20 protein-coding genes are annotated in these 24,957 nt (G+C 72.7%); 11 read left to right on the top strand and 9 right to left on the bottom strand.

Going from position 1 to position 24,957, the window contains the following annotated elements; all coding sequences use genetic code 11:
• Nucleotide 1 precedes the first annotated feature (1 nt).
• Nucleotides 2-1,612, bottom strand: coding sequence for a PucR family transcriptional regulator (locus ACKUU6_RS09315; RefSeq protein WP_407988018.1), 1,611 nt, complete (start codon nt 1,610-1,612; stop codon nt 2-4).
• A gap of 197 nt (nt 1,613-1,809) precedes the next feature.
• On the opposite strand from ACKUU6_RS09315, the gene pruA reads away from it, so the two are divergent.
• Nucleotides 1,810-3,438 carry an L-glutamate gamma-semialdehyde dehydrogenase gene (gene pruA / locus ACKUU6_RS09310; protein WP_407988017.1) on the top strand — a complete coding sequence of 543 codons (1,629 nt, stop codon included), beginning with the start codon at nt 1,810-1,812 and terminating at the stop codon, nt 3,436-3,438.
• A gap of 130 nt (nt 3,439-3,568) precedes the next feature.
• The gene (locus tag ACKUU6_RS09305) at nt 3,569-4,498 is read left to right on the top strand and encodes a proline dehydrogenase family protein (protein WP_407988016.1); all 930 of its coding nucleotides are present in this window, start codon (nt 3,569-3,571) and stop codon (nt 4,496-4,498) included.
• A gap of 53 nt (nt 4,499-4,551) precedes the next feature.
• Here ACKUU6_RS09305 and ACKUU6_RS09300 read toward each other — a convergent pair whose 3' ends face one another.
• Nucleotides 4,552-5,730 (bottom strand): TerD family protein, encoded by a 1,179-nt coding sequence (locus ACKUU6_RS09300; protein ID WP_407992073.1) that lies wholly within the window; start codon nt 5,728-5,730, stop codon nt 4,552-4,554.
• A gap of 155 nt (nt 5,731-5,885) precedes the next feature.
• Here ACKUU6_RS09300 and pepN point away from each other — a divergent pair, with 155 nt between their 5' ends.
• Complete coding sequence (gene pepN / locus ACKUU6_RS09295; RefSeq protein WP_407988015.1) at nt 5,886-8,375, top strand: aminopeptidase N; 2,490 nt, start codon at nt 5,886-5,888, stop codon at nt 8,373-8,375.
• Nucleotides 8,376-8,444: 69 nt separating this feature from the next.
• Here pepN and ACKUU6_RS09290 read toward each other — a convergent pair whose 3' ends face one another.
• Entirely contained in the window at nt 8,445-9,440 is a 996-nt protein-coding gene (locus ACKUU6_RS09290) for a hypothetical protein (RefSeq protein ID WP_407988014.1), read from the bottom strand.
• 205 nt (nt 9,441-9,645) lie between these two features.
• On the opposite strand from ACKUU6_RS09290, the gene ACKUU6_RS09285 reads away from it, so the two are divergent.
• Nucleotides 9,646-10,194 (top strand): SsgA family sporulation/cell division regulator, encoded by a 549-nt coding sequence (locus ACKUU6_RS09285; protein WP_407988013.1) that lies wholly within the window; start codon nt 9,646-9,648, stop codon nt 10,192-10,194.
• Here ACKUU6_RS09285 and ACKUU6_RS09280 read toward each other — a convergent pair.
• Nucleotides 10,113-11,558: a helix-turn-helix domain-containing protein gene (locus ACKUU6_RS09280; protein WP_407988012.1), complete on the bottom strand. Its 1,446-nt coding sequence runs from the start codon at nt 11,556-11,558 to the stop codon at nt 10,113-10,115. The genes ACKUU6_RS09285 and ACKUU6_RS09280 overlap by 82 nt on opposite strands.
• A gap of 160 nt (nt 11,559-11,718) precedes the next feature.
• On the opposite strand from ACKUU6_RS09280, the gene ACKUU6_RS09275 reads away from it, so the two are divergent.
• The 3 genes from ACKUU6_RS09275 (at nt 11,719) to ACKUU6_RS09265 (ending at nt 14,294) form a co-directional block, all read left to right on the top strand.
• Complete coding sequence (locus tag ACKUU6_RS09275; RefSeq protein WP_407988011.1) at nt 11,719-12,381, top strand: phosphatase PAP2 family protein; 663 nt, start codon at nt 11,719-11,721, stop codon at nt 12,379-12,381.
• A gap of 105 nt (nt 12,382-12,486) precedes the next feature.
• Nucleotides 12,487-13,608, top strand: coding sequence for a TIGR03364 family FAD-dependent oxidoreductase (locus ACKUU6_RS09270; RefSeq protein WP_407988010.1), 1,122 nt, complete (start codon nt 12,487-12,489; stop codon nt 13,606-13,608).
• 11 nt (nt 13,609-13,619) lie between these two features.
• Nucleotides 13,620-14,294: a phosphonatase-like hydrolase gene (locus tag ACKUU6_RS09265; RefSeq protein ID WP_407988009.1), complete on the top strand. Its 675-nt coding sequence runs from the start codon at nt 13,620-13,622 to the stop codon at nt 14,292-14,294.
• A 74-nt stretch (nt 14,295-14,368) separates the two neighbouring features.
• Here the strand turns inward: ACKUU6_RS09265 and ACKUU6_RS09260 are convergent, their stop codons facing one another.
• Both ACKUU6_RS09260 and ACKUU6_RS09255 read right to left on the bottom strand, forming a co-directional pair.
• Nucleotides 14,369-14,752, bottom strand: a complete 384-nt coding sequence (locus tag ACKUU6_RS09260; protein WP_407988008.1) for a hypothetical protein — start codon at nt 14,750-14,752, stop codon at nt 14,369-14,371.
• The gene (locus ACKUU6_RS09255; RefSeq protein ID WP_407988007.1) at nt 14,749-15,549 is read right to left on the bottom strand and encodes a cupin domain-containing protein; all 801 of its coding nucleotides are present in this window, start codon (nt 15,547-15,549) and stop codon (nt 14,749-14,751) included. Before ACKUU6_RS09255 ends, ACKUU6_RS09260 begins: the two co-directional genes overlap by 4 nt.
• A gap of 187 nt (nt 15,550-15,736) precedes the next feature.
• Between ACKUU6_RS09255 and ACKUU6_RS09250 the strand changes: the two genes are divergently transcribed.
• The 4 genes from ACKUU6_RS09250 to ACKUU6_RS09235 are packed head-to-tail and all read left to right on the top strand — an operon-like array spanning nt 15,737 to nt 19,309.
• The gene (locus ACKUU6_RS09250) at nt 15,737-16,744 is read left to right on the top strand and encodes a hypothetical protein (protein ID WP_407988006.1); all 1,008 of its coding nucleotides are present in this window, start codon (nt 15,737-15,739) and stop codon (nt 16,742-16,744) included.
• 2 nt (nt 16,745-16,746) lie between these two features.
• Nucleotides 16,747-17,880 carry a hypothetical protein gene (locus ACKUU6_RS09245; RefSeq protein WP_407988005.1) on the top strand — a complete coding sequence of 378 codons (1,134 nt, stop codon included), beginning with the start codon at nt 16,747-16,749 and terminating at the stop codon, nt 17,878-17,880.
• An 11-nt stretch (nt 17,881-17,891) separates the two neighbouring features.
• The gene (locus ACKUU6_RS09240; protein WP_407988004.1) at nt 17,892-18,245 is read left to right on the top strand and encodes an effector-associated constant component EACC1; all 354 of its coding nucleotides are present in this window, start codon (nt 17,892-17,894) and stop codon (nt 18,243-18,245) included.
• A complete protein-coding gene (locus tag ACKUU6_RS09235) occupies nt 18,242-19,309 on the top strand; it encodes a caspase, EACC1-associated type (RefSeq protein WP_407988003.1) in 1,068 nt (355 codons plus the stop codon). The genes ACKUU6_RS09240 and ACKUU6_RS09235 overlap by 4 nt, the downstream gene beginning before the upstream one ends.
• Before the next feature lie 76 nt (nt 19,310-19,385).
• On the opposite strand, the gene ACKUU6_RS09230 is transcribed toward ACKUU6_RS09235, so the two are convergent.
• From ACKUU6_RS09230 to ACKUU6_RS09220, 3 genes are all read right to left on the bottom strand, one after another.
• Complete coding sequence (locus tag ACKUU6_RS09230) at nt 19,386-21,203, bottom strand: CHAP domain-containing protein (protein WP_407988002.1); 1,818 nt, start codon at nt 21,201-21,203, stop codon at nt 19,386-19,388.
• A gap of 154 nt (nt 21,204-21,357) precedes the next feature.
• Nucleotides 21,358-22,668, bottom strand: a complete 1,311-nt coding sequence (locus ACKUU6_RS09225; protein ID WP_407988001.1) for a transglycosylase family protein — start codon at nt 22,666-22,668, stop codon at nt 21,358-21,360.
• Nucleotides 22,669-22,771: 103 nt separating this feature from the next.
• Entirely contained in the window at nt 22,772-24,952 is a 2,181-nt protein-coding gene (locus ACKUU6_RS09220; protein ID WP_407988000.1) for a glycoside hydrolase domain-containing protein, read from the bottom strand.
• Between the last annotated feature and the right edge of the window lie 5 nt (nt 24,953-24,957).

The following is a 24,957-nucleotide window of genomic DNA, read 5'->3' as shown; positions in this document are numbered from 1 at the left end:
GTCAGGAGTTCTCGGCCGGCAGCCGGAGCTGGAGCATCGCCAGCAGTCGCTGCTGCGGCTGGGTCAGGTCGATGCCGGTCAACTGCTCGGCCCGGCGCACCCGGTAGCGCAGGGTGTTGGGGTGGATGTGCAGCGCGTCGGCCGCCACCCTGACCTCGCCGAGCGCGTCCAGCCAGGCGAGCACCGACTCGGCCAGCCGGGTGCCGTGCCGCAGGTCGTACTCGGCGAGCGCGGTCAGCCGGGGGTCGCGCAGGCCGACCCGCTCCTGGAGCAGCGCCAGCACCTCGCTCACCAGCACCTCGGCCTGGACGTCGATCAGCGCCGCGACCTCGGTTGCCACCCCGCCACGCCCCATCGCGTCCAGGATCCGGTCGGCCTGGGCCCGGGAGTCGGGCACGGCCGCCAGACCGTCCACGGTTGAACCGATCGCCGCCCGCAGCCGTACCCCGAGGTGCTCGCGGGCCGCCACCACCACCTCCTGCGCCCAGTCCCGGACGGTGGCCATCGGCAGCCCGGCGGGGAGTTCGGGCAGCAGCACGTAGACCCGGGAGTCGATCGGGGCGAGCAGCGCGGAGCGGTGCCTGGCGGCGGTGTGCACCGAGATCAGGCCGGTCACCTCGGCCCGGGTGAGCTCCAGGTCGGAGCCCTCGGAGGGGGAACTCGCCGCGTACGCCAGCACGGTGGCCGGGCGGCGGAGCTCCAGGCCGAGGTGGGTGGCCAGTGACTGCGGTCCGGTGGAGCCCTCCAGCAGGCCGGTCAGCAGGGTCTGGGTGAGCCGGACGTCCGCCGACAACTCCCGCCGCCTGCGAACCAGTTGGGCGGCGGCGACCCGGGCCGCGCCGACCAGTGCCCGGTCCGCCAGCGGTGCCAGCGGCCGGGCGCCCTCCTGGACCCAGATGGTGCCCAGCGGCTGCGCCCCGGCCCGGATGCCGATCGCCAGCCGGCGCCGGATGCCCAGCTCCGGGTGCGGGTCGATCCCGATCACCGCGTCCGAGCTGCGCAGGTGTTGGAAGATGCCCCACTCGCGGAGCTTGGAGAGGTACGGCTCGGGCCCCTGCCAGCCCAGGATGGAGAGTCGCCGCAGATCGTCGACCTCGTCGCTGTCCGAGGAGCGCGAGTACGCCAGCACCCGGCTGGAGGTGTCCTCGATGCTGACGATGCCGCCGGTCAGCGCGGCCACCGTCTGGGCCAGCGAGAACAGGTCGCCGGCGTTGTGCTCGGGAGTCTCCGGCGCGTCGGGGCCGGCGATGATCGCCCGGGCCAGCGAGTCCAGGTGCTCCCAGCGGGTCTCCCGGCGGACGCTGAGAAGCGCCACCCCGGCCTCGGTGGCGGCCTCGCGCAGCGCGTCGGCCTGGCCGGGCGCATCCAGTTTCACCGCCACGGCGGCGGCCTTCGCCCGCCCGGCCGCCCGCAGCGCGGGCAGCGCGGCCCGACCCCGGGCGCCGATCGCGAGCACCAGCTCCCCGGGCTGTGCGGTCGCCGGGTCCTCCGGATCCAGGATCGCCACGTCCCGCACCGGCACGTCGAGCCCGGCCGGTGCGGCCTGCAACTCGACCAGCGGTTCGCCCAGCGCCATCAGCAGCCGACGCAGCGGCAGCCCTGCGGTGGTCACCTGCGGCCTCCTCCTCGGTGGGAACGGAACAGACTTTAGTCGCGTTCCGGACAGCTCTTCATCCGGTCCGACAACTCCGAACGGATGACTTTGGCCGCCCGGCCAATCTGCTGCCCGGGGCGGCCGGGCTAGCGTTTCCCCACGGCCGGAGTGCGACCCTCACCGGCCTCCCGTGACGAGAAGGAGAGCGCGCGCTCATGGATGCTGTGACCCAGGTCCCCGCGCCGGTGAACGAGCCGGTCCACAGCTACGCCCCGGGGAGCCCCGAACGGGCCCGACTGGAGGCAAAGCTGAAGGAGCTGGGCGGCCAGGAGCCGGTCCAGCTGACCATGACGATCAACGGGGAGCGCCGCATGGGCGGCGGCTCCGAGTTCCACGTCGTCCAGCCGCACAACCACGCGGCTAGGCTCGGCACGCTGCGCAACGCCACCCAGGACGACGCGCGCGAGGCCATCGACACTGCCCTGGCCGCCGCCCCGGCCTGGCAGGCGCTCTCCTTCGACTCCCGCGCCGCGATCTTCCTGAAGGCCGCCGACCTGCTGGCGGGCCCCTGGCGCGAGACGCTGGCCGCCGCCACCATGCTCGGCCAGTCCAAGACCGCCCAGCAGGCGGAGATCGACACCCCCTGCGAGCTGGTCGACTTCCTGCGCTTCAACGTGCACTTCGCCCGGCAGATCATTGCCGAGCAGCCGATCTCCTCCGAGGGCGTCTGGAACCGCAGCGACCACCGCGCGCTGGAGGGCTTCGTCTACGCGATCACGCCCTTCAACTTCACCGCCATCGCGCTCAACCTGCCCACCGCCCCGGCCCTGATGGGCAACGTGGTGCTGTGGAAGCCCTCCCCGACCCAGCAGTTCTCCGCGCACCTGCTGATGCAGTTGCTGGAGGCGGCCGGTCTGCCCAAGGGCGTCATCAACATGGTCACCGGTGACGGCCGGGACGTCTCCGAGGTCGCGCTCAAGCGCCCCGAGCTGGCGGGCATCCACTTCACCGGTTCCACCGCGACCTTCCAGCACCTGTGGCGCGAGGTCGGCGCGAACATCGCCAACTACCGCTCGTACCCGCGGATCGTCGGCGAGACCGGCGGCAAGGACTTCCTGGTCGCCCACCCGTCCGCCGACCGGGCCGTGCTCAAGACCGCGATGACCCGCGGCGCCTTCGAGTTCCAGGGCCAGAAGTGCTCGGCGCTCTCCCGCGCCTACGTCCCGGCCTCGCTCTGGGCCTCGCTGAAGGACGAGTTCCGGGACGAGGTGGACGGCCTGACGATGGGTGACGTCACCGACCTGTCGAACTTCATGGGCGCCGTGATCGACGACCGCTCCTTCGCCAAGAACAAGGCCGCGATCGACCGCGCCCAGGCCGACCCGCAGGTCGAGGTGCTGGCCGGTGGCACGTACGACGACTCGGTCGGCTACTTCGTCCGCCCGACCGTGCTGGTCTGCCAGGACCCGGCGGCCGAGTACTTCCGCGAGGAGTACTTCGGCCCGATCCTCTCGGTGTACGTGTACGAGGACGACCAGTACGACGCGATGCTGACCCAGATGGAGTCGGTGTCCAGCTACGCGCTGACCGGCGCGATCATCGCGCAGGACCGCGAGGCCGTCCAGCACGCGATGCTGAAGCTCCGTCACGCGGCGGGCAACTTCTACATCAACGACAAGCCGACCGGTGCCGTGGTCGGCCAGCAGCCCTTCGGCGGCGGCCGGGCCTCCGGCACCAACGACAAGGCCGGGGCCAAGCAGAACCTGATGCGCTGGACCTCGACCCGCTCCATCAAGGAGACGTTCGTCCCGCCGACGGACTACCGCTACCCGCACATGGGCTGACCAGCCCACCCGTCGCCCGCCGCCACCCTTCTTGGGACGCGCAGCGCGCGGCACCTCCTTGGGGCGGCGGCAACACCCTCGCCGCCGCCCCACCCCCTCTCCCCCTGCTGAAACACCGCCAGGAGTACCGATGCTCCGTTCCGCCCTCCTCGCCGCCTCCCGCTCCCCGCAGGTGCGCACGGTCGTCGAGAAGTTCCCGCCCACCCACGCGATAGTCGAGCGTTTCGTCGCCGGTGAGCAGCTCGACCAGGCGGTCTCCGCCACCGACGAACTGATCGCCACCGGCCGCAAGGTGACCCTGGACCACCTGGGCGAGGACACCAAGGACGCCGAGCAGGCGGCCGGCACCGCCGAGGCGTACGAGCACCTGCTCGCCGCGCTCAAGGAGACCGGTCTGGCCGCCGACGCCGAGGTCTCGGTCAAGCTCTCGGCGGTCGGCCAGTTCCTGCCGGTGGACGGCGAGAAGATCGCGTTGGAGAACGCCCGGCGGATCTGCGCCGCCGCCGCCGACGCGGGCACCACGGTCACCCTGGACATGGAGGACCACACCACCACCGACTCCACCCTGTCGATCGCCCGCGAGCTGCGCGCCGACTTCCCGTGGCTCGGCGTGGTGCTCCAGGCGTACCTGCGCCGCACCGAGGCGGACTGCCGTGACCTGGCCACCGCCGGGTCCCGGGTGCGGATCTGCAAGGGCGCCTACAAGGAGCCCGAGTCGGTCGCCTTCCAGGGCAAGCGCGACGTCGACCTGGCGTACGTCCGGGCCCTCAAGGTCCTGATGAACGGCGAGGGCTACCCGATGGTCGCCTCGCACGACCCCAACATGATCAAGATCGCCGGCCAGCTGGCCGAGTGGCACCACCGGGGCCGGGACAGCTTCGAGTACCAGATGCTCTTCGGCATCCGCCCGGAGGAGCAGCTCCGGCTCGCCGAGGCCGGCAACACCATGCGGGTCTACCTCCCGTACGGGCAGGAGTGGTACGGCTACTTCATGCGTCGCCTCGCGGAGCGTCCGGCGAACCTGACCTTCTTCCTGCGGGCGATGGCCACCCGGGGCTGACGGTACGACAGGAGGGGCCGGCGACATCGTCGCCGGCCCCTCCTGTCGTACCGTCAGAGCATCGCGCCGGCCGGCTTCACCATGGCGCGGGCGGTCTTGGCGCTGACGTACTCGCCGATGGCGGTCATCACCCACTCGCCGGAGTACTGGCGGACCAGCTTGCACATCACCACGCCGGTCTGCGGTTCGGAGCCGGTCAGGTCGAAGCGGACCAGCTCCTGGCCCGAACCGGCGTCCAGCAGACGGCAGTAGGCGTTCTTGACGTCGGTGAACTTCTGGCCGGAGAAGGAGTTGACCACGAAGACCAGGCCGCAGACCTCGGGCGGAAGGCCCTCCAGGTGGACGGTGATCGCCTCGTCGTCGCCCGAGCCCTCGCCGGTGAGGTTGTCGCCGGAGTGGGCGATCGCGCCGTTGAAGATCGAGAGCTTCATGAACCAGGCGGTCTCGATCTTGTTCCGCTGAGCGTCGAAGGCGATGCAGGACGCGTCCAGGTCGATGTTGCGGCCCCGGCCGGCCGGCTCCCAGCCCAGGCCCATCCGGACCGCCGACAGGAAGGGCTTGCCGTTCTTCTCCAGCGAGACCGAACCGCCCTTGGTCAGGCTGACCCTGCCCTTGTCCAGGGTGACCTTGGTGAGCGAGGCCGGTACGGCGGGCGGGGTGACCGGCATAGGGGGAGTGGTGGTGGCCGCGGGCGCGGTGGGGGTCGGTGCGGCGGTCGGCATCGGCGGCGGGGCGGGGGAGTCGTCCACCGAGACGCCGAAGTCGGTGGCGATCCCGGCCAGCCCGTTGGCGTACCCCTGGCCGACCGCGCGGACCTTCCAGGCACCGGCCCGGCGGTAGACCTCGACCACCACGAGGGCGGTCTCCCGGGTCAGCCGGGGTGGGGTGAAGGTGAGCAGCACGGCGCCGGTGTCGGCGTCCCGCAGGGTGGCGGTCGGCTCGGTGCCCGCGAAGGTGGCCCCAGCGTCGTCCAGGCTGGCGGTCACCACGATCTTCTCGATCCCGGCCGGCACCGCGCCGGTGTCGACGGTGATCGCGTCGGGCGAGCCGCCGGAGGCCGGACGGTGTGTCACCCCGGGCCCGTTCGGCGCGTTGAAGAAGACGAAGTCGGCGTCCGAGCGGACCTTGCCGGACTCGGTCAGCAGCAGCCCCGAGACGTCCAGCGCCTTGGGTGCGGTCACCTCGACCGTCACCCTGGCCGCGGTCAACGGTGCGTTGCCGCCCTGGGTCAGGACCGTCGTCACTGTGCTCCTCCTGGTACGCGCTCAACTCGCCGGTGTCATCCCTGAGCGTAGCCAAAGGACGGCCGGTCAGACCCGAGCCGACGCCGTGCCGCTCTGAGCGGAATGCCCTTGAACGGGGTGCCGGGCTGGGGAAGCATGCAGGGATGCCAGCTCTTCAACGTACCGAGGCACGCACCCGTGCCCGACTCCTCCAGGTGCACGGCTACACCATCGACCTCGACCTGACCCGGGGCGGGACGGTGTTCGGCTGCACCACCGTGATCCGGTTCGGCAGCGCCGAGGCCGGTGCCGACACCTTCCTCGACCTCCGCCCGCAGACCCTGCACCGGGCCGTGCTGAACGGCACCGAGCTCGACCCGGCCGCCCTGGACGGCAACCGGCTGCCGCTGACCGGCCTGCTGGCCGAGAACGAGCTGCTGCTGGAGACCGACCAGAACTACTCCAGCACCGGCGAGGGCCTGCACCGCTACACCGACCCCGCCGACGGCGCGGTCTACCTGTACGCGACCTGCGGGCCCGACCTGGCCTCGCTGGTCTTCCCCTGCTTCGACCAGCCCGACCTCAAGGCGCCGCTCACCATCTCCGCCACCGCACCGGCCGACTGGACGGTGCTCGCCAACGGCGCGGGCAAGCGGGTCGCCGAGGGGCGCTGGGAGTTCGAGCCGACGCTGCCGATCTCCACCTACCTGTTCACCGTGGTGGCCGGGCCGCTGCACTCGGTGTACTCCGAGCACGACGGCATCCCGCTCGGCCTGCACGGCCGCCGGGCACTGGCCGCCGACCTGGACCGGGAGGCCGCCGAGCTGTTCGAGGTGACCCGGCAGTCCTTCGACCGCTTGCACCAACTCTTCGACCAGCGCTACCCGTTCGGCCGCTACGACCAGGCTTTCGTGCCCGAGTTCAACTGGGGTGCGATGGAGAACCCGGGCTGCGTGGTGTTCGCCGAGGAGATGCTCTTCCACTCCGCGCCGACCGAGGCCGAGCGGGCCGGGCGGGCCATGGTGGTGGCCCACGAGATGGCCCACATGTGGTTCGGCGACCTGGTCACCCTGCGCTGGTGGGACGACATCTGGCTGAACGAGTCGTTCGCCGAGTACCTGGGCTACCGGGTGGCGGCCGAGGCCACCCGCTTCTCCAACTCCTGGAGCGGCTTCGCGGCGAAGCGCAAGGGCTGGGGCTACGACGCCGACCAGCGCGCCAGCACCCACCCGATCGCCGCGAACGGGCTGGAGAGCGTCGCCGAGGCGATGAGCAACTTCGACGGCATCTCGTACGCCAAGGGCGCCGCCGCGCTGCGCCAGCTGGTCGCCTGGCTGGGGGACGAGGCGTTCTTCGCCGGGATCAACGAGCACTTCGCCAGGCACCGCTTCGGCAATGCCGAACTCTCCGAGTTCCTCGACGTGTTGGCGCAGAGCAGCGGCCGGGACGTGCACGCCTGGGCGGAGAGCTGGCTGCGTACCAGCGGGGTGGACACGCTGCGCCTGGCGGTCTCGTACCAGGAGGACGGGGAGACCATCGCCTCGGCCGAGCTGGTCCCGGAGGGCAGCCGTCCGCACCTGGTCGGCCTGGGCGTCTTCGGCCTGGACGGCGACGGGCGGCCGGTGCTGCGCGAGTCCTTCGCGGTGGAGGTCGAGCCGGGCCGGCCGACCGCCCTGCCGCAGCTGGCCGGTGCACCGCGCCCCGCCCTGCTGCTGCCGAACTCCGGCGACCTCAGCTGGGCCAAGATCCGCCTGGACGAGGCCTCCTGGCGGACCGTCGCCTCCTCGCTCTCCCGGATCGAGGACCCGCTGACCCGCGCGGTGCTCTGGGAGCACGCCCGGGATCTCACCCGGGACGGTGAACTGCCGCCCTCCGCCTACCTGGACCTGGTCGCCGCGCACCTGCCGGCCGAGCCGGTGGACGCGATCGTGGAGGCGGTGCTCACCTACTGCCGGCTCCGGCTGATGCCCTGCCTGGCCCCGGCCGACCGCCCGGCAGCAGAGGCCCGACTGGCCTCGGTGGCAAGGGAGTTGATGGCCCGACCGGAGGCCGACCAGGGGCTGCGGCTGGCCGCGCTGAAGTCCGCGATCGAGAACGCGACCGGACCGGAGCAGCTCGCCGAGCTGGAGTGCTGGCTGGCCGACGGGGTGGCCGGGGCGGAGTTGAGCGCCTCGCTGCGCTGGGCCGCGCTGCTCCGGCTGGTGGTGCACGGGGTGATCGGCGAGGAGCGGATCGCGGTCGAGCTGGCCGCCGACCCAGGTCTGACGGCCGCCGAGGGCGCCGCCAGGGCCCGGGCCGCGCTGCCCGGCGCCGAGGACAAGGCGCGCGCCTGGTCCCTGCTGTTCGACCCGGCGGGTGGACTCTCCAACGCCCAACTGAACGCTACCGCCCAGGGGTTCTGGCAGTCCGGCTCCGAGGAGCTGCAGCGCGACTACGTGGAACGGTACTTCGCGGAGATCCCGTCCGCCGGACAGCGTGGTGACATGATCGCCCGCTCGCTGGCCGGCAGTCTCTTCCCGGCCGACCGGTCCACGCCCGAGACCGTCGCGCTGGCCGAACGTACGCTGGCGGAGGGCGAGTTGACCCCGGCGCTGCGCCGGGTGCTGGCCGACCAGGTGGACGACCTGGCCCGGGCCGCCCGCATCCGGGGCTGAGCCGTGCGCGGTGGCCCGGGGCGACCCGGACCACCGCGCCGGCGGGTCAGCCGTGGACGCGCCGGCGCGTCACTTGAAGACGCCCCGAACGGCCAGCGCGCGCGGCTCGTGCAGCAGGCCGAAAGCCGAGGCGGTCCAGGTCTCCTCGGATACCTGACGCGGGCCGGCCGGGGCCGTCGGCGAAGCCGGTGCGGTGGGCGGGATGGGTGAAGTCGGCGAGGTCACGCCGTGCACGGCGAAAACGTACGCGCCGGGCTCGACGTCCAGGCCCGGAGCGAGGGTGAAGCGATAGACCACCGTGCCGCGCTCCTGGAGGACCGTCACCACCGTGCCCGGCAGGTTGCTCCAGGGCAGGGTGCCCGGCAGCGCGGTCGGCCGGTCGAGCCGGAACTCCACCTGCAGCGCGGTGACCGGTGCGGTCACCGTGAGCTCCAGGGTGTGCCGGGTGCCCGAGAGACCGAGCGGGCGCTTCTCGGCCTGTCCGGTCAGCACGTCCTGCGGTTTGGGAGTGGGGCTGCCGGTCAGCGGCGGCGCGGCGGCGATCGGCGGCTGGGTGGGGCCCAGGCCGGGCGTCGGGCCGAGGGTGGGACCGGTCGACGGTCCGGCGGATCCGGACGGGCCAGGGGAGGCCGGCGGCGCGTCGGCGGACGCGGCGGTCGGCGTCGCCGAGAGCGGCGCGGCACTCCTGGACGGCGTCGGGCCCGCGGTCACCGGGCGGGCCGGGGGCGGGGTGGTCCGGGGATGCGTCTCGGGCGTGGTGGCCGTCGCACTGGGCGCGGGCGAGCCGGTCGCCGCCTGCTGCGGGACCGAGTCGGGGCTCGGAGCGGGCGGGCTGGCACCGACGTTGGTGACCCCGGGCGGCCGTCCGACGCTCTGCTGCTGGCTGACCAGCCAGGTGGTGGCCACGCTGATGCCGACCACGGTGGACATCGCCATCGCGGCACCTGAGAACCGGAAACCGGGCAGGCGGAAGCGGGCCCCGACCGGCTTCGGCCGGCCGTGCCTGGACTGCCGTCCGTCGCGCTCGGCGAAACGCACCGACCCGCTCTCCTCGCGGAGCTTCAACTCGCCCCCTCCCCACCGTCCGGGCATGACACCGCCCGGGCGCGGGCAGAGTGCTGGAGAGACTACCAGCGGTCACCTGACGGTCCGCCAGGTCCGGTGCGAAACAGCTTGATGAAGCTTCTGTGCGGTCGGCCCTCCCGGTGCCGGGAGCGCTCGGAGCGGCAGTTGGGAGGGCGGTTGCAACCCCCTTGCAACCGTTGCAGCGGTGGGCGAACTGCAGCAGGCTGGGCTGAACCCCAGCCGCCTCGGAGAGATCGTCATGCCGCGCGACCCACTGTCAGCAGCCTCGAACCCGCCGTTCGCCGCTACCCCCACGGGCGACGAGGTGGTCCGACCCGAACCCGGGCCGGTGGAGGAGATCCTGATGTTGCGGATCGCACTCGACGAGGACTCGGTGGGCGAGGTGCGCACCCGGTTCAGGTACGACCCGGACCGGCCTTACGAGGTGCTGCTCACCTTCCACCTGGGCCGCTCGGACGAGGCGGACTGGGTGTTCTCGCGTGACCTGCTCCGGGACGGACTGCAGAGCCTGAGCGGCCAGGGTGACGTCAAACTGTGGCCCGCGTACTGCCCCTGCCACGGCTCGACCCTGCACCTGGCGCTCGAATCGCCGCACGGTCAGGCCCTGTTGGAGGTCTCCAAGCCGCGGGTGAAGGCCTGGCTGGACCGCACCTACGCGTGCGTCTCGGCCGAGGACGAGGCGGCCGCGGGGCCGACCGACGAACAGCTCTCCGCCCTGCTCGCCGAGGGCTGACCGGCCCCGGGGCCCGGCGGGTGGGAGCCGACGCACCCCGCCCCCGGCAGCCGGAGCGCCCCGCGCAGCAAATCGGCCCGCAGCTCCCGGACGGCCGGAGCGGAGGAGGTCGGCAGCAGGTCGTACGGGTCGTCGGGGGGCAGCACCGAGACCTCGGCGGAGCGGCTCAGCCGGTACGGACGGTGGTCGAGCAGGCCGCCCAGGTACCGCCGCAGCCGGGATATCTCGGCCCGTACGGTGACCGTTCTGGCCCGGTCGCCGAACAGCGCCTCGGCGAGCTGGGCCGCGCTCAGGCCGTCCCGGTGCACCGCCAACAGCAGGACCAGTTCCGCGTGCCGGGGGCTGAGGGTGTGCGACCAGCTGCCCACCGCGCCCAGGACTCCGAGCTCGGGCCGGGTGCTGCTGCGCAGGTCCAGGGTGATCCTGGCGCCCTCGGTCCGCTCGGCCGGCCCGTCCGGACCGGTGCCGCCGTCGAGCGGGCGGATCAGCCAGCCGTCGGCCAGCGGTTCGACCGCGCACTCGCCGATGGCGGGCAGCCAGAGCCGGGGCGAGGTGCCCAGGCCCTCGGTGGGTAGCCGGAGACGGGTGACCGGCGGCAGGCCGACCGCGACGGCCGTCCAGCCCGCGCTGTCCACCACCAGGGCGGGCTGGTCCACCCGGGCCAGCAACGGGGTCGCCACCGTACGCAGCCGGTGCAGGGCCTCCAGCTGACGGGCCCTCAGTTCGGCCTCGGCCAGCCGGGCGGCGGTGGCGGCGAGCGGCAGCAGGTAGGGCGCCATGGTGCGGGCCGGTCCGCTGAGGTTGACCGCGCCGAGCAGCTGTCCGGTGCGCGGGTCGTGGATCGGGGCGGCCACGCAGGTCCAGTCGTGGTGGCTGCGCAGGTAGTGCTCGGCGGAGTGGACCTGCATCGGGCGGCGGACCCGCAGGGCCATGCCGATGCCGTTGGTGCCCACCTCGTCCTCGATCCAGCGGGCGCCGGTCTCGAAGCCGATGCTGTCGGCGATCCGCAGCAGCGGGCGTTCGCCCTCGTGCCAGAGCACGTGGCCCTCGCCGTCGCTGATCGCGAGGATCAGCGGAATGCCGGAGGTGGGGTGCAGCAGGGTTGAGCGGAGCACCGGGAGGATCTCGGAGAGATGGGTCTCCCGACGCCGGTGTTCGACCTCGGCCGGGCTCAGCCGGTAGGCGTTGCGGCCCCGCTCCGGGTCGAGCCCGAGGCGGCGCAGCCGCTCCCAGGAGTCCCCGATCTCCGGCCTGGGTTCGGGGGTGTCGGCGTCCCCCGACATCGTCCGGTCGTGCAGTCGGGCCAGGTCGAGGGCCTCCGGGGTCCGGCGAGGCTGCGGGACCGCGCGATGACTCTCCAGCAAACCGGTGCCTCCCCGTCCCGTGGTGTCCCGAGACAGGTTACGACCGTCGGCCGTTCGAATGGGGGGCTTGGCAAATCTTTCGACCGTTCGGTATGGAGACGATCTGTCAGGTTTCGCCGGACACCTGCATGTTGTCCGGGTTCTGGTAGTAGTTCTCCCTGTGATCGCATCTGTTCAGGAGACGTTCAGGTCCGCGCCCCTCGCCTACGACGGCAGTGGGATCGACGGTGGCCTCTACACCACGGTGACCGGTTGGGCGCGGGACGCCCCGCACTGGTTCGACCGGGTGGTCGAGGTCTGGACGGACGTCGGCCTGGTGGTCTTCGCGTTCTTCATGCTCTACGGCTGGTGGCGGGCCAGGGTCGCAGGGCCGGTGGTGATGGCCCGGGTGCTGGCGACCCCGCTGATCGTGGTCGCCGCCTACCTGGTCAACCTCGTGCTCAAGAGCCTGGTGGCAGAGGTGAGGCCCTGTCAGCAGCTGTCCGGCAGCCTCCCCTTGGAGGCCTGCCCGCCGCCGGGCGACTGGTCCTTCCCGAGCAACCACTCGGTGATCGCCTTCGCCGCCGCGACCGGGCTCTGGTTCGCCTGGCGGGCGCTCGGCTGGGCGTGCGGGGTGGCCGCGCTGCTGATGGCCGCCTCCCGGGTCTGGGTCGGGGCGCACTACCCGCACGACGTGCTGGCCGGTGCGCTGGTCGGCATCCTGGTGGCGGTCCCGCTCGCCCTGCTGGCGGGCCGCGCCGCGCCGTGGGTGGAGCGGGCTCGCGGTGGCCCGTTCGGGCCGTTCCTGGGCGCCGGTCCGGCGATGGCCGGGGAGCTGCGCTGACGGGACGTCGGGGAGATGTTGTCTGTACAACTCTTGAGGGGCGGTTAATCTCCGCGCTGCCGTTCGGACGTCCGTAGGACACCTGGGCGCTCCAGTCTGGCCGCCATGAGAGTCATCGTCGTAGGAGCGGGCGTGCTGGGCACCATGCACGCCTGGCAGGCCGTCGAACGCGGCCACGAGGTCGTCCACCTGGAGCGCGAGAGCGAGGCGCGCGGCGCCTCGGTGCGCAACTTCGGCCTGGTGTGGGTCAGCGGCCGGGCCGCGGGGGAGGAGCTGGCGGTCGCGCTCCGGGCCCGTGAGCTCTGGGAGGAGATCGGCACCCGGGTGCCCGGAGTGCACTTCCGGGACAACGGCTCGCTCACAGTGGTCCGTACCGAGGCCGAACTCGCCGTGGCCGAGCAGGCGTTGAAGCTACCGGACGCCGGCGCCCGGGGCTACCGGCTGCTGGACGCCGAGCAGACCAGGACGGCCAACCCGGCCCTGCGCGGCCGGCTGCTCGGCGCGCTGCACTGCGACCGGGACGCCGCCGTCGAACCCCGGATCGCCCAGCCCGCGCTGCGCGCCGCGCTGGAGGCCACCGGCCGCTACACCTTCCTGCCCGGGCGCGAGGTCCGCGAGGTGGTCGGCGAGAACGCCGTCCGGGACGACCACGGGCGGACCCACCAGGGCGATCTGGTGATCCTCTGCACCGGTGCCTGGCTCGGCGGCCTGGTCCGCGAGCTGGTGCCCGAACTGCCGGTCCGCAGGGTCAGGTTGCAGATGATGCAGACCGACCCGCTGGGCGAGCCGCTGCCCACCTCGGTGGCCGACGGCGACAGCTTCCGGTACTACCCCGCCTTCGCCGGACCCGCGCTGGAGCAGCTCCGCGCCGCCCAGCCGCAGGGCCCGGTGGCGGCCGAGCACAAGATGCAGCTGCTGATGGTCCAGCGCCAGGACGGCGGCCTGACCATCGGCGACACCCACGAGTACGACCAGCCGTTCGGCTTCGACGTGGTCGAGGAGCCGTACGAGCATCTGGCCGCCGTGGCCGAGGAGTTGCTCGGCCGCCCGCTGCCCCGGATCAGGCACCGCTGGGCCGGGGTGTACGCGCAGTGCGTGGACACCGCCCGGGTGGTGCACCGCCAGCAGCTGCGCAGCGGTGTCTGGCTGGTCACCGGGCCCGGTGGGCGCGGGATGACCTGCTCGCCCGCGATCGCCGAGACCACCGCCCGACTCGCCAACCTGTAAGGACATCTGCAATGAGTGACATCTCTCTGGTCGTGCTCGACATGGCCGGGACCACCGTGGCCGACGACGGGCTGGTCGAGCGGGCCTTCCAGGCCGCCGCCGACGGGCAGGGCGTCGAGGCGGGCAGCGCACAGCACCGGCGGATGCTGGAGCACGTCCGGGCCACCATGGGCGAGTCGAAGATATCGGTCTTCCGGCACCTGTTCGGCGCGGAGGACCGGGCCCAGCAGGCCAACCTGGACTTCGAGGCGGCCTACCACCGGCTGGTCGACGAAGGCCACTGCGCGGCGCTGCCCGGCGCCGCCGAGGCGATCGCCGACCTGCGCGGCTCCGGCCGCAAGGTGGTGCTCACCACCGGCTTCTCCCGGGCCACCCAGGACCGGATCCTGGACGCGCTCGGCTGGCAGGACATCGCCGACCTGACGCTCTGTCCGGCCGAGGCGGGCCGCGGCCGCCCGTACCCCGACCTGGCGCTGACCGCGCTGCTGCGCACCGGCACCGACTCGGTCCGCGAGCTCGCGGTGGTCGGTGACACCGGCTACGACATGCTCACCGGCGTCCGCTCCGGCGCCTCGGTGGTGGCCGGGGTGCTGACCGGTGCGCACGAACGGGAGCGGCTGCTCGCGGACGGTGCCACCCATGTGCTCGGCTCGATCGCGGAGCTGCCCGCGGTGCTGGCCGGCTGACCTCCGGCGGTCCGGTCCGGTCCGGCCCGGGGTGGGGCGGTGCGGGAGCCCGGGGCCGGACCGCTGTCGGTGGTTCAGCCGCCGGCCGGGAACCTGATCGGCATCGCGTCGGTCAGGGCGGGCGGCACCACCGCGATCAGGACGGCGCTCAGCCCGGCCGGACCGGCGTGCAGCACCGCGCCGCTGTCCAGCGGGCAGACCGCCAGGGCGTTTCGGCGCAGCGGCAGGGTGGTGCCGTCCGGGGTGACCAGCCGGCCGCCGCCGCTGACCACGAACCAGATCTCCTCGGTGCCGGCCCGTCCCCGGCCGTCGATCCGGCTGCCCGGGGTGAGCACCAGGTGGTCCACCGCCTCGGTTTCGCTGTGGAAGAAGCCGCGGCGGGCCAGTGACTGCCCGGTGCCGCGCACGGCGCTGTCGCGCAGGGTGAGCGGGGCCCGACCCGTCCGGGAGACGATCACGCCGCGCTCCCCTCGGCCGAACCGTTGTCCCGTCGGCGGGCGTCCCTGGCATTCGGCACCGCCAGACTGGCCGTGAAGAACCGAAGCGGCAGCCCGTCGGCCCGCAGGGTGACCTGACTGCCGAGCGGCAGGGTGACGCCGGTGCCGGGTGCCAGGACCACCTCGGTCCTGCCGGTCACGGCCCGGCCGGTGCCGTTCAGGACGAACAGGGTGTGCTCGCGGTCGTCCGACCTGAGGGTCTCCCGCTCGCCCGGGCCCAGGGTGACCAGCCGGGCCTCGCGGAGCGGGCCGCTCAGCAGGGTGGTGAGGTCGGCCGGACCGTGCGCTTCGAGGTCGATGACGGTGGCGGTGCTCATGAGGTGCCTTCCGGAGTGACTCGGATCGCCCGTCAGGGTGGCGGCGACCGGCGGGCTGATGACTTCGATGACGATCCAGTCGAGGTCCTCGGTGCCCGGGTTGTTCAGCCGGTGCCGGGTCCCGACCGGGTTGGTGATCAGGGTGCCCGGCCCGACCGGGTGCAGTTCGCCGTCGAGCAGCAGCTCCCCCTGGCCGGAGACCACGAAGTACAGCTCCTCGGTCCGGCTGTGGTGGTGCACGCCGCACTCGGCGCCCGGCGGCAGGGTGGAGATCTCGATCGCCTCCCAGGTGCCGTCCAGGCCGAGCCTGCGGGCCAGGCACTTCCAGCGCGCGACGGCCAGGCCGCCGTGCATCGCGTACACGTCGGAGGCGCCGCCGGGCGCCGCGACGATCAGCTCGTCGGCGTACTCGACTGCCGTGATGGTGGGGGTCGGCCGCATGCCGCTCTCCTCCTCGGGTCCGGGTCCGGTTCTGCTCCCCATCGTGCGGAGCCCGCTGTCCCGGACGCCTGGGGCAGGCGTCACCAGCTGGTCCCGGACCGGGGTCCCGCTTCGTCTGACAGCGGCTCGTCCATGTGCGAACATGTGCACCGCCCAAGAGAACTGATGGTCAGCCAGGGGGACTCGCATGATCAGAACCGGCACACCCCAACCCATGCCCGGCTGGGACGGCGGCGACGGGAACAGCGCCTACCTGGACAAGACCCTGCGGCACGCGCCGGTCGAGACGGCCCTGGACGACCGGGTCAGCCTGCGGACCCTGTTCGGCCTGGTGGTGCCCGCCTGGATCGTCGGCACCGTGGTCGCGGCGAGCCTCGGCGTGCTGGGCCTGCTGATCGCCATGGCGGGCGGCGAGTTCGACTCCGCCGTCAACAGCTACGGCAGCCGGTACGGCGACAGCGGTGACGGCAGCGGGTTCGGCGTCTTCCTGCTGATGGCGGCCCTCCCGGCGTCCTGGGTCGCCTTCCTGCTGGTCCTGCTCTTCCAGCGGGTGATCGAACCGATCGCCGAGTGGCGGGTGCTGCTGCACGAGCGGGGCGACAGCGACTCGGCGTACGCGGAGATCCGGCGGGTGGTGCTGCAGCGCGGCTACCCGCTGGCCCACCAGGACGAGTGGACGGCGGCCGGTCCCGGCGGCCGTGACCTGGTGAAGCGGCTGGTCCTCAGCCAGGGGGACTGCACCGCGCACGTCGCGGTCTTCACCTACGGCAACGGCCTTTACCTGGGTTGGCAGATGTGGCGCTCGCGGCGGGCGAGCCGGCTGATCGGCCAGTACTTCCGCGACATCCTCGGCAACTTCACCGGCAAGGCCGACCTGCAGTGGGCGATGGCCAGGACCGAGCAGATCCGCGCCATGCGCGAGGCCGTGCACGCCGCCTGCCGGGAGGGCCTGGTGGTGGCCATCGAGGGGCGCCAGGTGCCGCTCAGCGCGGGCTTCCCGGACGGGCGGATCCCGCTGGTCAAGCAGGCGGGTGCGCCGGTCGCCGGTGCGTCGGGTGCCACCGCTTCCTTCCCGGGGCAGCAGCCGCCTCGTCCGCCGGTCGCGCCTCCGGCGCCGTCGTTCGGCCCGGTGCCCCCCGCACCGCCGGTCGCGCCGCCCGGGGAGTGGCCGGGTGGCCCGGCCGCCCAGGGGTGACGGTGGATCAGCGCGAGGAGGACGGCGTCCTGGTCGGTGCCGACGGCGCCGGCGGGTTCACCGCCTGGGCGGCCCTGCGGATCGCCCCGGCGCCCGGGCTGGCCGAGCACCGGGGGTACGTCGCGCTCGGTGAGGAGCAGCGTCGGGCCGAGACCGAGGCCGCCGAACTGGCCTGGCTGACCGGGCTCTGCCGCCCCGGCGGCCGGTTCGAACTGCGCTGCACCGGCGGTCAGGGCGGCCCGGTCCGGGCCGCCCTGCTGTCGCGGGCGGACGGGCCGACCCCGGCCGCTGCGGTCGCCGCGGCCAAGGACGTACTGGGCGGCCTGCCCGCCCACGTGGTGGCCGAACCGGCTGACGTGGCTTTCGAGTTGACCGCCCTCACGGCGGACGGAAGCCCGCCGGCCACCGTGGACCTGCGGGAGATCCGCAAGCGGATCGACGTCAGGGCCATCACCCGGCCGGGATCACCCCGACGGCAGGCCGCCACCGCCGTACCGCTCGCACCGAGCGGCCGGTCCTGGGAGCTGCTCTGGACCGAACTGCTCAGGCAGCCCGTTCCCACCGCGCTCTCGGTGGCGCTGGAGCCGGTCCAGTTGCTGCCCGAGGCCGGGCTGCTGTTCCACCAGTTCGCCGAGCTGTACGGCCGGTTGGCCCGGCCCGTCGACGGTAATCCGCTCTGGCAGGGCGCCCGCCGGGGCGATCCGGCGGCCGAGGCGGGGCGTGACTTCTTCGACGACGCGATCCGCCGCTACCTCGGCCCGGCCTTCCGGCTACGGGTCACCCTGGCGGCCGCCGGACCACTGCCACCTGGGCTGGCGCAGCTCGCCGCCGACCAGATGGGCGGGTCGGTGTTGACCCTTGACCCGTCCGAACGCGGCCTGGCCTGGCGGAACTTCACCGCCCTCGGGCTCGACCCGCTGCCCTGGTCGCACCGTCCGCCGGTGGGCGCGGGGGACTGGAGTGACGTCGAGCAGGAGCTCTCCGGACTGGTCGACCGCCACGAGGCGGCGGCCGCGTTCCGGCTCCCGTACGAGTTCACCAACCGCACCGTCCGGCTGTTCGCCAGGCCGCCGGTGACCGCACCGCCCGTGCCACCGCCGGTCGGCGCGTCGTCCGACCTCCCACCCCTGTTCTGAAAGGCCCCGCCGTGTCCCAGTTCACCATCGCCTTCGAAGGCACCGACGACGAGATCCGCGAGGCCGCCGAGGATCTGCGGCAACAGCTCGACCGGGACGGCGAGTTGCGTGGTCTGACCAACAGCCGGATCCGCCCGCCCCGGGCCGGTGAGCAGGGTGGCATCGCCGACGCGGTCCAGTACGCGGCCGACCTCGGCCCGCTGGTGATCGGCCCGCTCTGCGTCTGGCTGGAGGCCCGGCTGCGGAGGAAGGGCGTCTCGCTGGAGCTGCGCCGTCCGGACGGCACCGAGCTGCGGATCTCCGCCGACTCCACCGGGGACAGCGCCCAACTGTTGCACCAGGTGGCGGAGTTCCTCGCCGAGTGAGCGCCCTGCCGCTGCTGCCCGACCGGTCCACCTCCTGGGCGGTGCTGGTCGCCGTCGGCGCGTACGCCCAGCTTCCCGCCATGCCCGAGGCGGTCGCCTCACTGGAGCGGCTGGCCGACCATCTCGGCGGACCGGACGGGACCTTCGCGCCGGAGCGGGTGCTGCGGCTGGTCGATCCGCAGAGCGCCGACGAGGTGCTGGCCCGGATCGCCCCGGTGGCGGCCGCGGCGGAGGGCGCCCTGCTCTTCTACTACGCGGGCCACGGCGTGACCAGCACGGCCGGGCGCCTGTACTTCGCGCTGCCCGGCACCGTCGACCAGCCCGAGCAGGTGGCCAGGACGTCGCTCTCCGCGGACGCGGTGTTCGCCACCATGGGCCGTCAGGGCACCCACCGGGTGGCACTGCTGGACTGCTGCTACGCGGGCCTGGCGCTGGACGATCCCTACGCCGCCGACCTGCACCTGCTCGCTGCGGTGGACCGGGGCCGCCGGGCGCTGCTCAACTCCGAGGCCCGGCTCACCCGCTTCGCCGAGGAGTTGCTCCGGCTCTTCGGGGAGGGCGTACCGGACGGCCCCGAACACCTCACCCTGGACCTGCTCCACCGTCACCTGGCGATCAACCTGGCCCAGCTCCCGACCCCACGGGAGCCCTTCTACCAGGCCCCGATCCCGGTCCAGCGCACGGTTGACACCAGCGGCAGCCTGGCCCTGGCCCGCAACCCGGCCCACGGCACCGCCGACACCGAGGCGGGTCTGCGGGCCCGGGCGGCCTTCGCCTACCGGCAGTTCGCCGTCCGTCACCGCCGCCAGCCGTGGCACCAGCCGCAGGCCACCCGCCTGCTGCGGGCCGTCGCCACCGACGCGGCCCGCTCGCTCGGGGCCGCCGACCCGCTGACCTTCCAGCTCCGCCACGCCCACGCTCGCGCCGTCGAGGTCACCGAGGGCCGCCCGCCCGCCCTCGCCCTGCTGGTCCCTCTCGCCGCCGAGGCGGCCCTGGCGCTGCCGGCGGACTCGCCGGTGCTCAGGATGATCCTCGCCACGTTGGCGGAGCTCCAGGCTCCCTAGCGGTCAGCCGGTGCATGGCCAAGGCCCCGCCCGGGCAGCCGGGGGCTGCCGGGACGGGGCCGGTTGGGTGGTGGGATTACTGGACGGTCGGCAGCTTGGCGGTGAGCGCGGTCGGGACCGCGACCACCTCGGAGAAGCTGTGGCCGCCGGTGCCGAACTCGGCGGCGGTCATCGCGCGCTTGCTCCCGCCGTTGACGACCATCCACACGGTGACACTGTCGGGCGAGAGCAGCATCGTGCCGTCCGCAGGGGCGGCCTTGGCCACGGCGGCGGCCTCCCAGGCACCGGGGACGCCGCGCAGCGGCTGCTTGTCGTAGCCGAGACCCGAATAGTCGGCACCGCCGAGCGGGACGGCCATTCCGCCGGCCATCACGTAGACGGAGGAGTCGGCGCCGGAGGCGTTCTTGATCACGGTGCCGTTGGCCAGCGGCTTGGCGACGCTCGCGGCGAGCCACTGTTCGGGCGCGCCCGCCACCGGGCCGTTGTTCCAGACGCCGGAGTACTCGGCGGCGGTCACCGGCAGGGCCGAACCGTTGACCGTCACGTACACCGAGGCGCTGGCACCGCCCTGACCCTTGACCAGGGTGCCGTCGGTCGCCGGACGGCCCGCTGCGGCGTTCAGCCACTCGCCGGGCGCGCCCATCAGCGGCCAGGTGTTGTAGCCGTCGGCGGCCCACTCGCCCGCCTCGATGTGCGCGGCCGCACCGTTGACCATCACGTACCGGCCCGCGCTGTTTTCGGCCTGGTCCATCAGCACCGTGCCGGTCGGCGGGGTCTTGGCGGCCGCCGCCCTCAGCCACTCGCCCGGCACGCCCATCAGGGCACGGATGTCGTAGCTGTCGGCGGTCCACTCGCTCGCCGAGATGTGCAGCGCCGCGCCGCTCACCATGACGTAGCGGCCCGGGTCCTTGCCGGACTGGTCCATCACGACCAGCCCGCTGGCGAGCGTGCCCTGCTGGGCGGCGTTCAGCCAGGAGGTCGGAACGCCCATCAGCGCACGGGTGTCGTAGCCGCTCTCGGTCCAGTCGGAGGCGCCGATGTGCAGTGCGGTGCCGTCCACGATCACGTACCGGGCCGGGTCGCCGCCGGACTGGTCCATCACGACGGTGCCGCTCGGCGGGACGGCCGGGAGGGTGTTGAAGGCCGCGTCGTCGACCACGACGATCCGGCTCAGGTCGTAGTGGTCGGGGCTGACATCCGAGCCGGCGATCGGCAGGCCGGCTCCGTTGACGATCACCTTGACCGCGGCCCCCGCAGCGGACTTCACCAGGGTGCCGGTGGGCAGCGCGGAGGGGTTGGTGGTGGCGGAGAGGACCGGCGAGACGAAGCCGCTGATCTTCTTCGGGCCGACCACCGTGCCGGTCCTGACCGATCCGGTGATGTTGTACCCGGTCACGCTGCCTTCGCCGCCACCCTGGTTGCCGCCCACGACGCTGATGTAGCCGTCGCCGACCGCCGTCACCAGGTTCACGTGGCTGGCCCAGTCGGTGCTGCTGTTGAAGTCGTACACAATGGCGTCACCGACCTGCGGGTAGCTGTGCAGGGTGCCGTACCGGCGGCCGTAGTCGTAGAAGCTCGCCGCCCCGCTGGACAGGTCCCTTGTGTGGGCGACACCGCTGTGCTCCCACACCCAGCCCGCGAAGTCGGCGCACCAGCTCTCGGCCTGTCCGCCCGCGCCGTCGCAGGAGTCCGACTGGTGGTTGCCGGCGACGTAACCGCCGTGAGCGCACGGGCCGTTGTACAACTCCGCGTTGGCGGTAGCGGCGATCGTGGAGGTGTCCGCGTGGGCCGGGGCCGCCATCAGGCCGGTGAAGGAGGAGGCGGCGGCGGCCAGAGCGGCGAGGCCGGTCAGGCCGGCCTTCCGGGCCTTGGGGGTGTTTCGGACAGCAGACATCGAAGTGGTTCTCCGTTCGGGTGAGTTGGTGGGGTTGGGGATCGCGCGTTCGGTGCTGTCGCGGTCCGCCGGGGCGATCACGCGAGGTGGCGGTGAGTCGCCGACAACGTCATGCGGACGAGGCGTCAGATCGCCTGTCGCAGCGATGAGCTGATCAGTGGCCGATGGTGAGGATCTGGGCGCTGCCGTCGGGCATGGCGGTGATGGCGGCGCGGGGGCCGTTGAAGGTGGGTGCGCCGTCGTAGCCCGCGATGGGCTGGAAGCCGGTCCAGTCGGAGCTGGTCAGGCGGGTCTGGTGGTAGGCGTTGCCGTCGTTGCCGATCGCCAGGACCTGCGAAGTACCGTCCGGCATCCCGGCGATGCTGACCGCGCCGGCCTGCATGGTCGGGGTGCCGATGCCGTTGAGGGGGGCGAAGCCGGTCCAGGAACCGCTGGTGAGGCGGGTCTGGTGGTAGATGTTGCCGTCGTTGCCGATCGCCAGGACCTGCGAGGTGCCGTCGGGCAGGCCGGTGATGGCGACCGCGCGGGCCTGCATGGTGGAGGTGCCGATGCCGTTGAGGGGGGCGAAGCCGGTCCAGGAACCGTTGGTCAGACGGGTCTCGTGGTAGATGTTGCCGTCGTTCCCGATGACGGTGACCTGCGAAGTACCGTCCGGCAGGCCGGCGATGGCAACCTCGCGGGCCTGCATGGTCGGGGTGCCGATGCCGTTGAGGGGGGCGAAGCCGGTCCAGGAACCGCTGGTGAGGCGGGTCTGGTGGTAGACGTTCCCGTCGTTGCCGATCGCCAGGACCTGCGAAGTACCGTCCGGCAGGCCGGCGATGGCGACCTTGCGGGCCTGCATGGTGGAGGTGCCGATGCCGTTGAGGGGGGCGAAGCCGGTCCAGGAACCGTTGGTCAGACGGGTCTCGTGATACACGTTGCCGTCATTGCCGATGCCCACGACCTGGGCGGTACCGTCCGGCATACCGGCGATCGCTGCCTCGGGACCGTTGAAGGTCGGTGCGCCATCGAGGCCGTCGAGTGCGTCGAACGCCGTCCAGCCACCGCTGGCCAGCCGGATGTCGTGGAAGAACGCACCATTGGCCGGTGGCGCCGGTACCGACGGGTAGGGGTCGGCATGGTCGGTGGCCAGCCCGGTGCCGGGGCTGCAGCTCCAGGCCCCGGCGCCCTGGTCGGCGAGGATCTTCTCCGCGATGAGGATCTGCTGCATCTTGGAGGCGAGATCCGGGCGCGGGGCGTAGTCGGTGCCCCCGTAGTGGTACCAGTTGGTGAGGGTGATCTGAAGTCCGCCGTAGTAGAGGCGGTTACTGCTGATGACGCTCCAGTCGCCGCCGCTCTCGCAGGCGGCCACCTTGTCCCAGGTGGCTACTGAGGCGGCCTGGGCGCTGCTTCCGACACCCACGACGGTCGCGGCGAGCGCGAGAGCCGCACCCAGGAGGGCCGACCGGCTGGTACGTGATCTCATCTGATGTCTCCTGGACATGACGAACGCCGACCCGCCGCCACGGTGGTGGCGGGCCGGCGTCATGGGGGGGTGCGAAGGGAGGTGAGGCGGCGCAACCGGTGGATCAGTGGCCGATGGTGAGGATCTGGGCGCTGCCGTCGGGCATGGCGGTGATGGCGGCGCGGGGGCCGTTGAAGGTGGGTGCGCCGTCGTAGCCCGCGATGGGCTGGAAGCCGGTCCAGTCGGAGCTGGTCAGGCGGGTCTGGTGGTAGGCGTTGCCGTCGTTGCCGATCGCCAGGACCTGCGAAGTACCGTCCGGCATCCCGGCGATGCTGACCGCGCCGGCCTGCATGGTCGGGGTGCCGATGCCGTTGAGGGGGGCGAAGCCGGTCCAGGAACCGCTGGTGAGGCGGGTCTGGTGGTAGATGTTGCCGTCGTTGCCGATCGCCAGGACCTGCGAGGTGCCGTCGGGCAGGCCGGTGATGGCGACCGCGCGGGCCTGCATGGTGGAGGTGCCGATGCCGTTGAGGGGGGCGAAGCCGGTCCAGGAACCGTTGGTCAGACGGGTCTCGTGGTAGATGTTGCCGTCGTTCCCGATGACGGTGACCTGCGAAGTACCGTCCGGCAGGCCGGCGATGGCAACCTCGCGGGCCTGCATGGTCGGGGTGCCGATGCCGTTGAGGGGGGCGAAGCCGGTCCAGGAACCGCTGGTGAGGCGGGTCTGGTGGTAGACGTTCCCGTCGTTGCCGATCGCCAGGACCTGCGAAGTACCGTCCGGCAGGCCGGCGATGGCGACCTTGCGGGCCTGCATGGTGGAGGTGCCGATGCCGTTGAGGGGGGCGAAGCCGGTCCAGGAACCGTTGGTCAGACGGGTCTCGTGATACACGTTGCCGTCATTGCCGATGCCCACGACCTGGGCGGTACCGTCCGGCATACCGGCGATCGCTGCCTCGGGACCGTTGAAGGTCGGTGCGCCATCGAGGCCGTCGAGTGCGTCGAACGCCGTCCAGCCACCGCTGGCCAGCCGGATGTCGTGGAAGAACGCACCGTTGACCGGCGCGGCGGGCGTGGTGGGGGCCACCTGGACGTCGAGGTAGTCACGGTCGATGGTGATGCTGATGCCGTGCCAGGTCTCGGTGACGTTGCCGGCGTACTGGTGGACCCGCTGGTGCTGGTTCCAGTAACCGGCGGGCAGCACGGAGTCGTTGGTGTCGACGACGTTGTTCCAGTTGGCGCTGAACACCGCGTCGGGCATGGTGTAGCCGCTGACGTTGCGGACCAGGTCGGCGATGCCGGAGGAAGAGCTGCTGTAGACCGCGGAGTTGTAGCCCCGGGCGTGCAACTGCCTGGTCCAGGAGGACAGGAAGGAGAGCACGTTGGTCGAGTAGCCCGACGAGTAGTTCTCCATGTCGTAGTAGAGCAGGCTTCCCGGCGCGAAGCCGAGGCCGGCCGCCTGATCAGCGGCGTCGTCGGCAGCGGCCGCGCCCTGACCGGCGGGCGAGCTGAGGTTGGCGGCCTGCGGGCCGACGTACAGCGGCATGAAGCTCCAGCCGGCGGAGGCCTGCTGCTGCACCCAGGAGGGTGTCAGGTTCGCCTGCGCGCAGGCGCGGTGGGAACCGCCGATGTAGATGCCGACCGCGCCGTACGGGGAGTCGGCCTTCCAGCCGCTCATGGCGTTGCTGCTGGGAGCTGCGCAGGCGTCGAAGCCCCTGCCGGTGTGGTTGGTGGAGGCGGCCGCCACGGCAGCGGCGGCCTGCGGTGCGGCGACCGGTGCGCTCGCCGTGCGGGCGACGGGGGCCCCGGTGGCCGGCTTACCCGCGGCTCCCCCGAGGCTGGGGGCGGTGGTCTCGGCGGGCAGGCCGGCTCCGGTCAGGATCCGGCTGATCAGGGCGTGGTCGGAGCCGTAGGCGGCGGTGACCCGTACCCCGCCGCCGACCGCGTGGATCTCCTGGCCGGTGGTGTTGACCGTGGTCAGAGCGGTGCCGGAGGCACTGTCGGGCTGAACGAGCAGCGCCTCGGTACGGCTGACGGCGTGCACCGTGCAGTTCTGGGCGTCACCGGGGTTGCCGAGGTAGATCGCCGACCGCCCGAAGTGCACGCAGGCGTGCGGGTCCGCAGCAAGGTCGATCACCGCCCAGTCGGCCGGGACGCGGAAGGTGTGGCTCAGGTAGCTGACGCTCCGCTCCGGAGTCCGGTGCGTGCCCGGGCCGCTGGTTCCGGCGAAGGCGGTGGAGGGGATGAGGACGGCGGCGGAGAGTGCCAGGGCAGCGGCTGCCGCCCCGAGACTCCGTCGGGTGAGGTTCACGTGGG

The organism is Kitasatospora sp. CMC57 (genome assembly GCF_045866025.2).
GTDB lineage: Bacteria > Actinomycetota > Actinomycetes > Streptomycetales > Streptomycetaceae > Kitasatospora.
The sequence above is the reverse complement of the archived record's forward strand: the minus strand, read 5'-3'. Positions and strand labels throughout refer to the sequence as shown.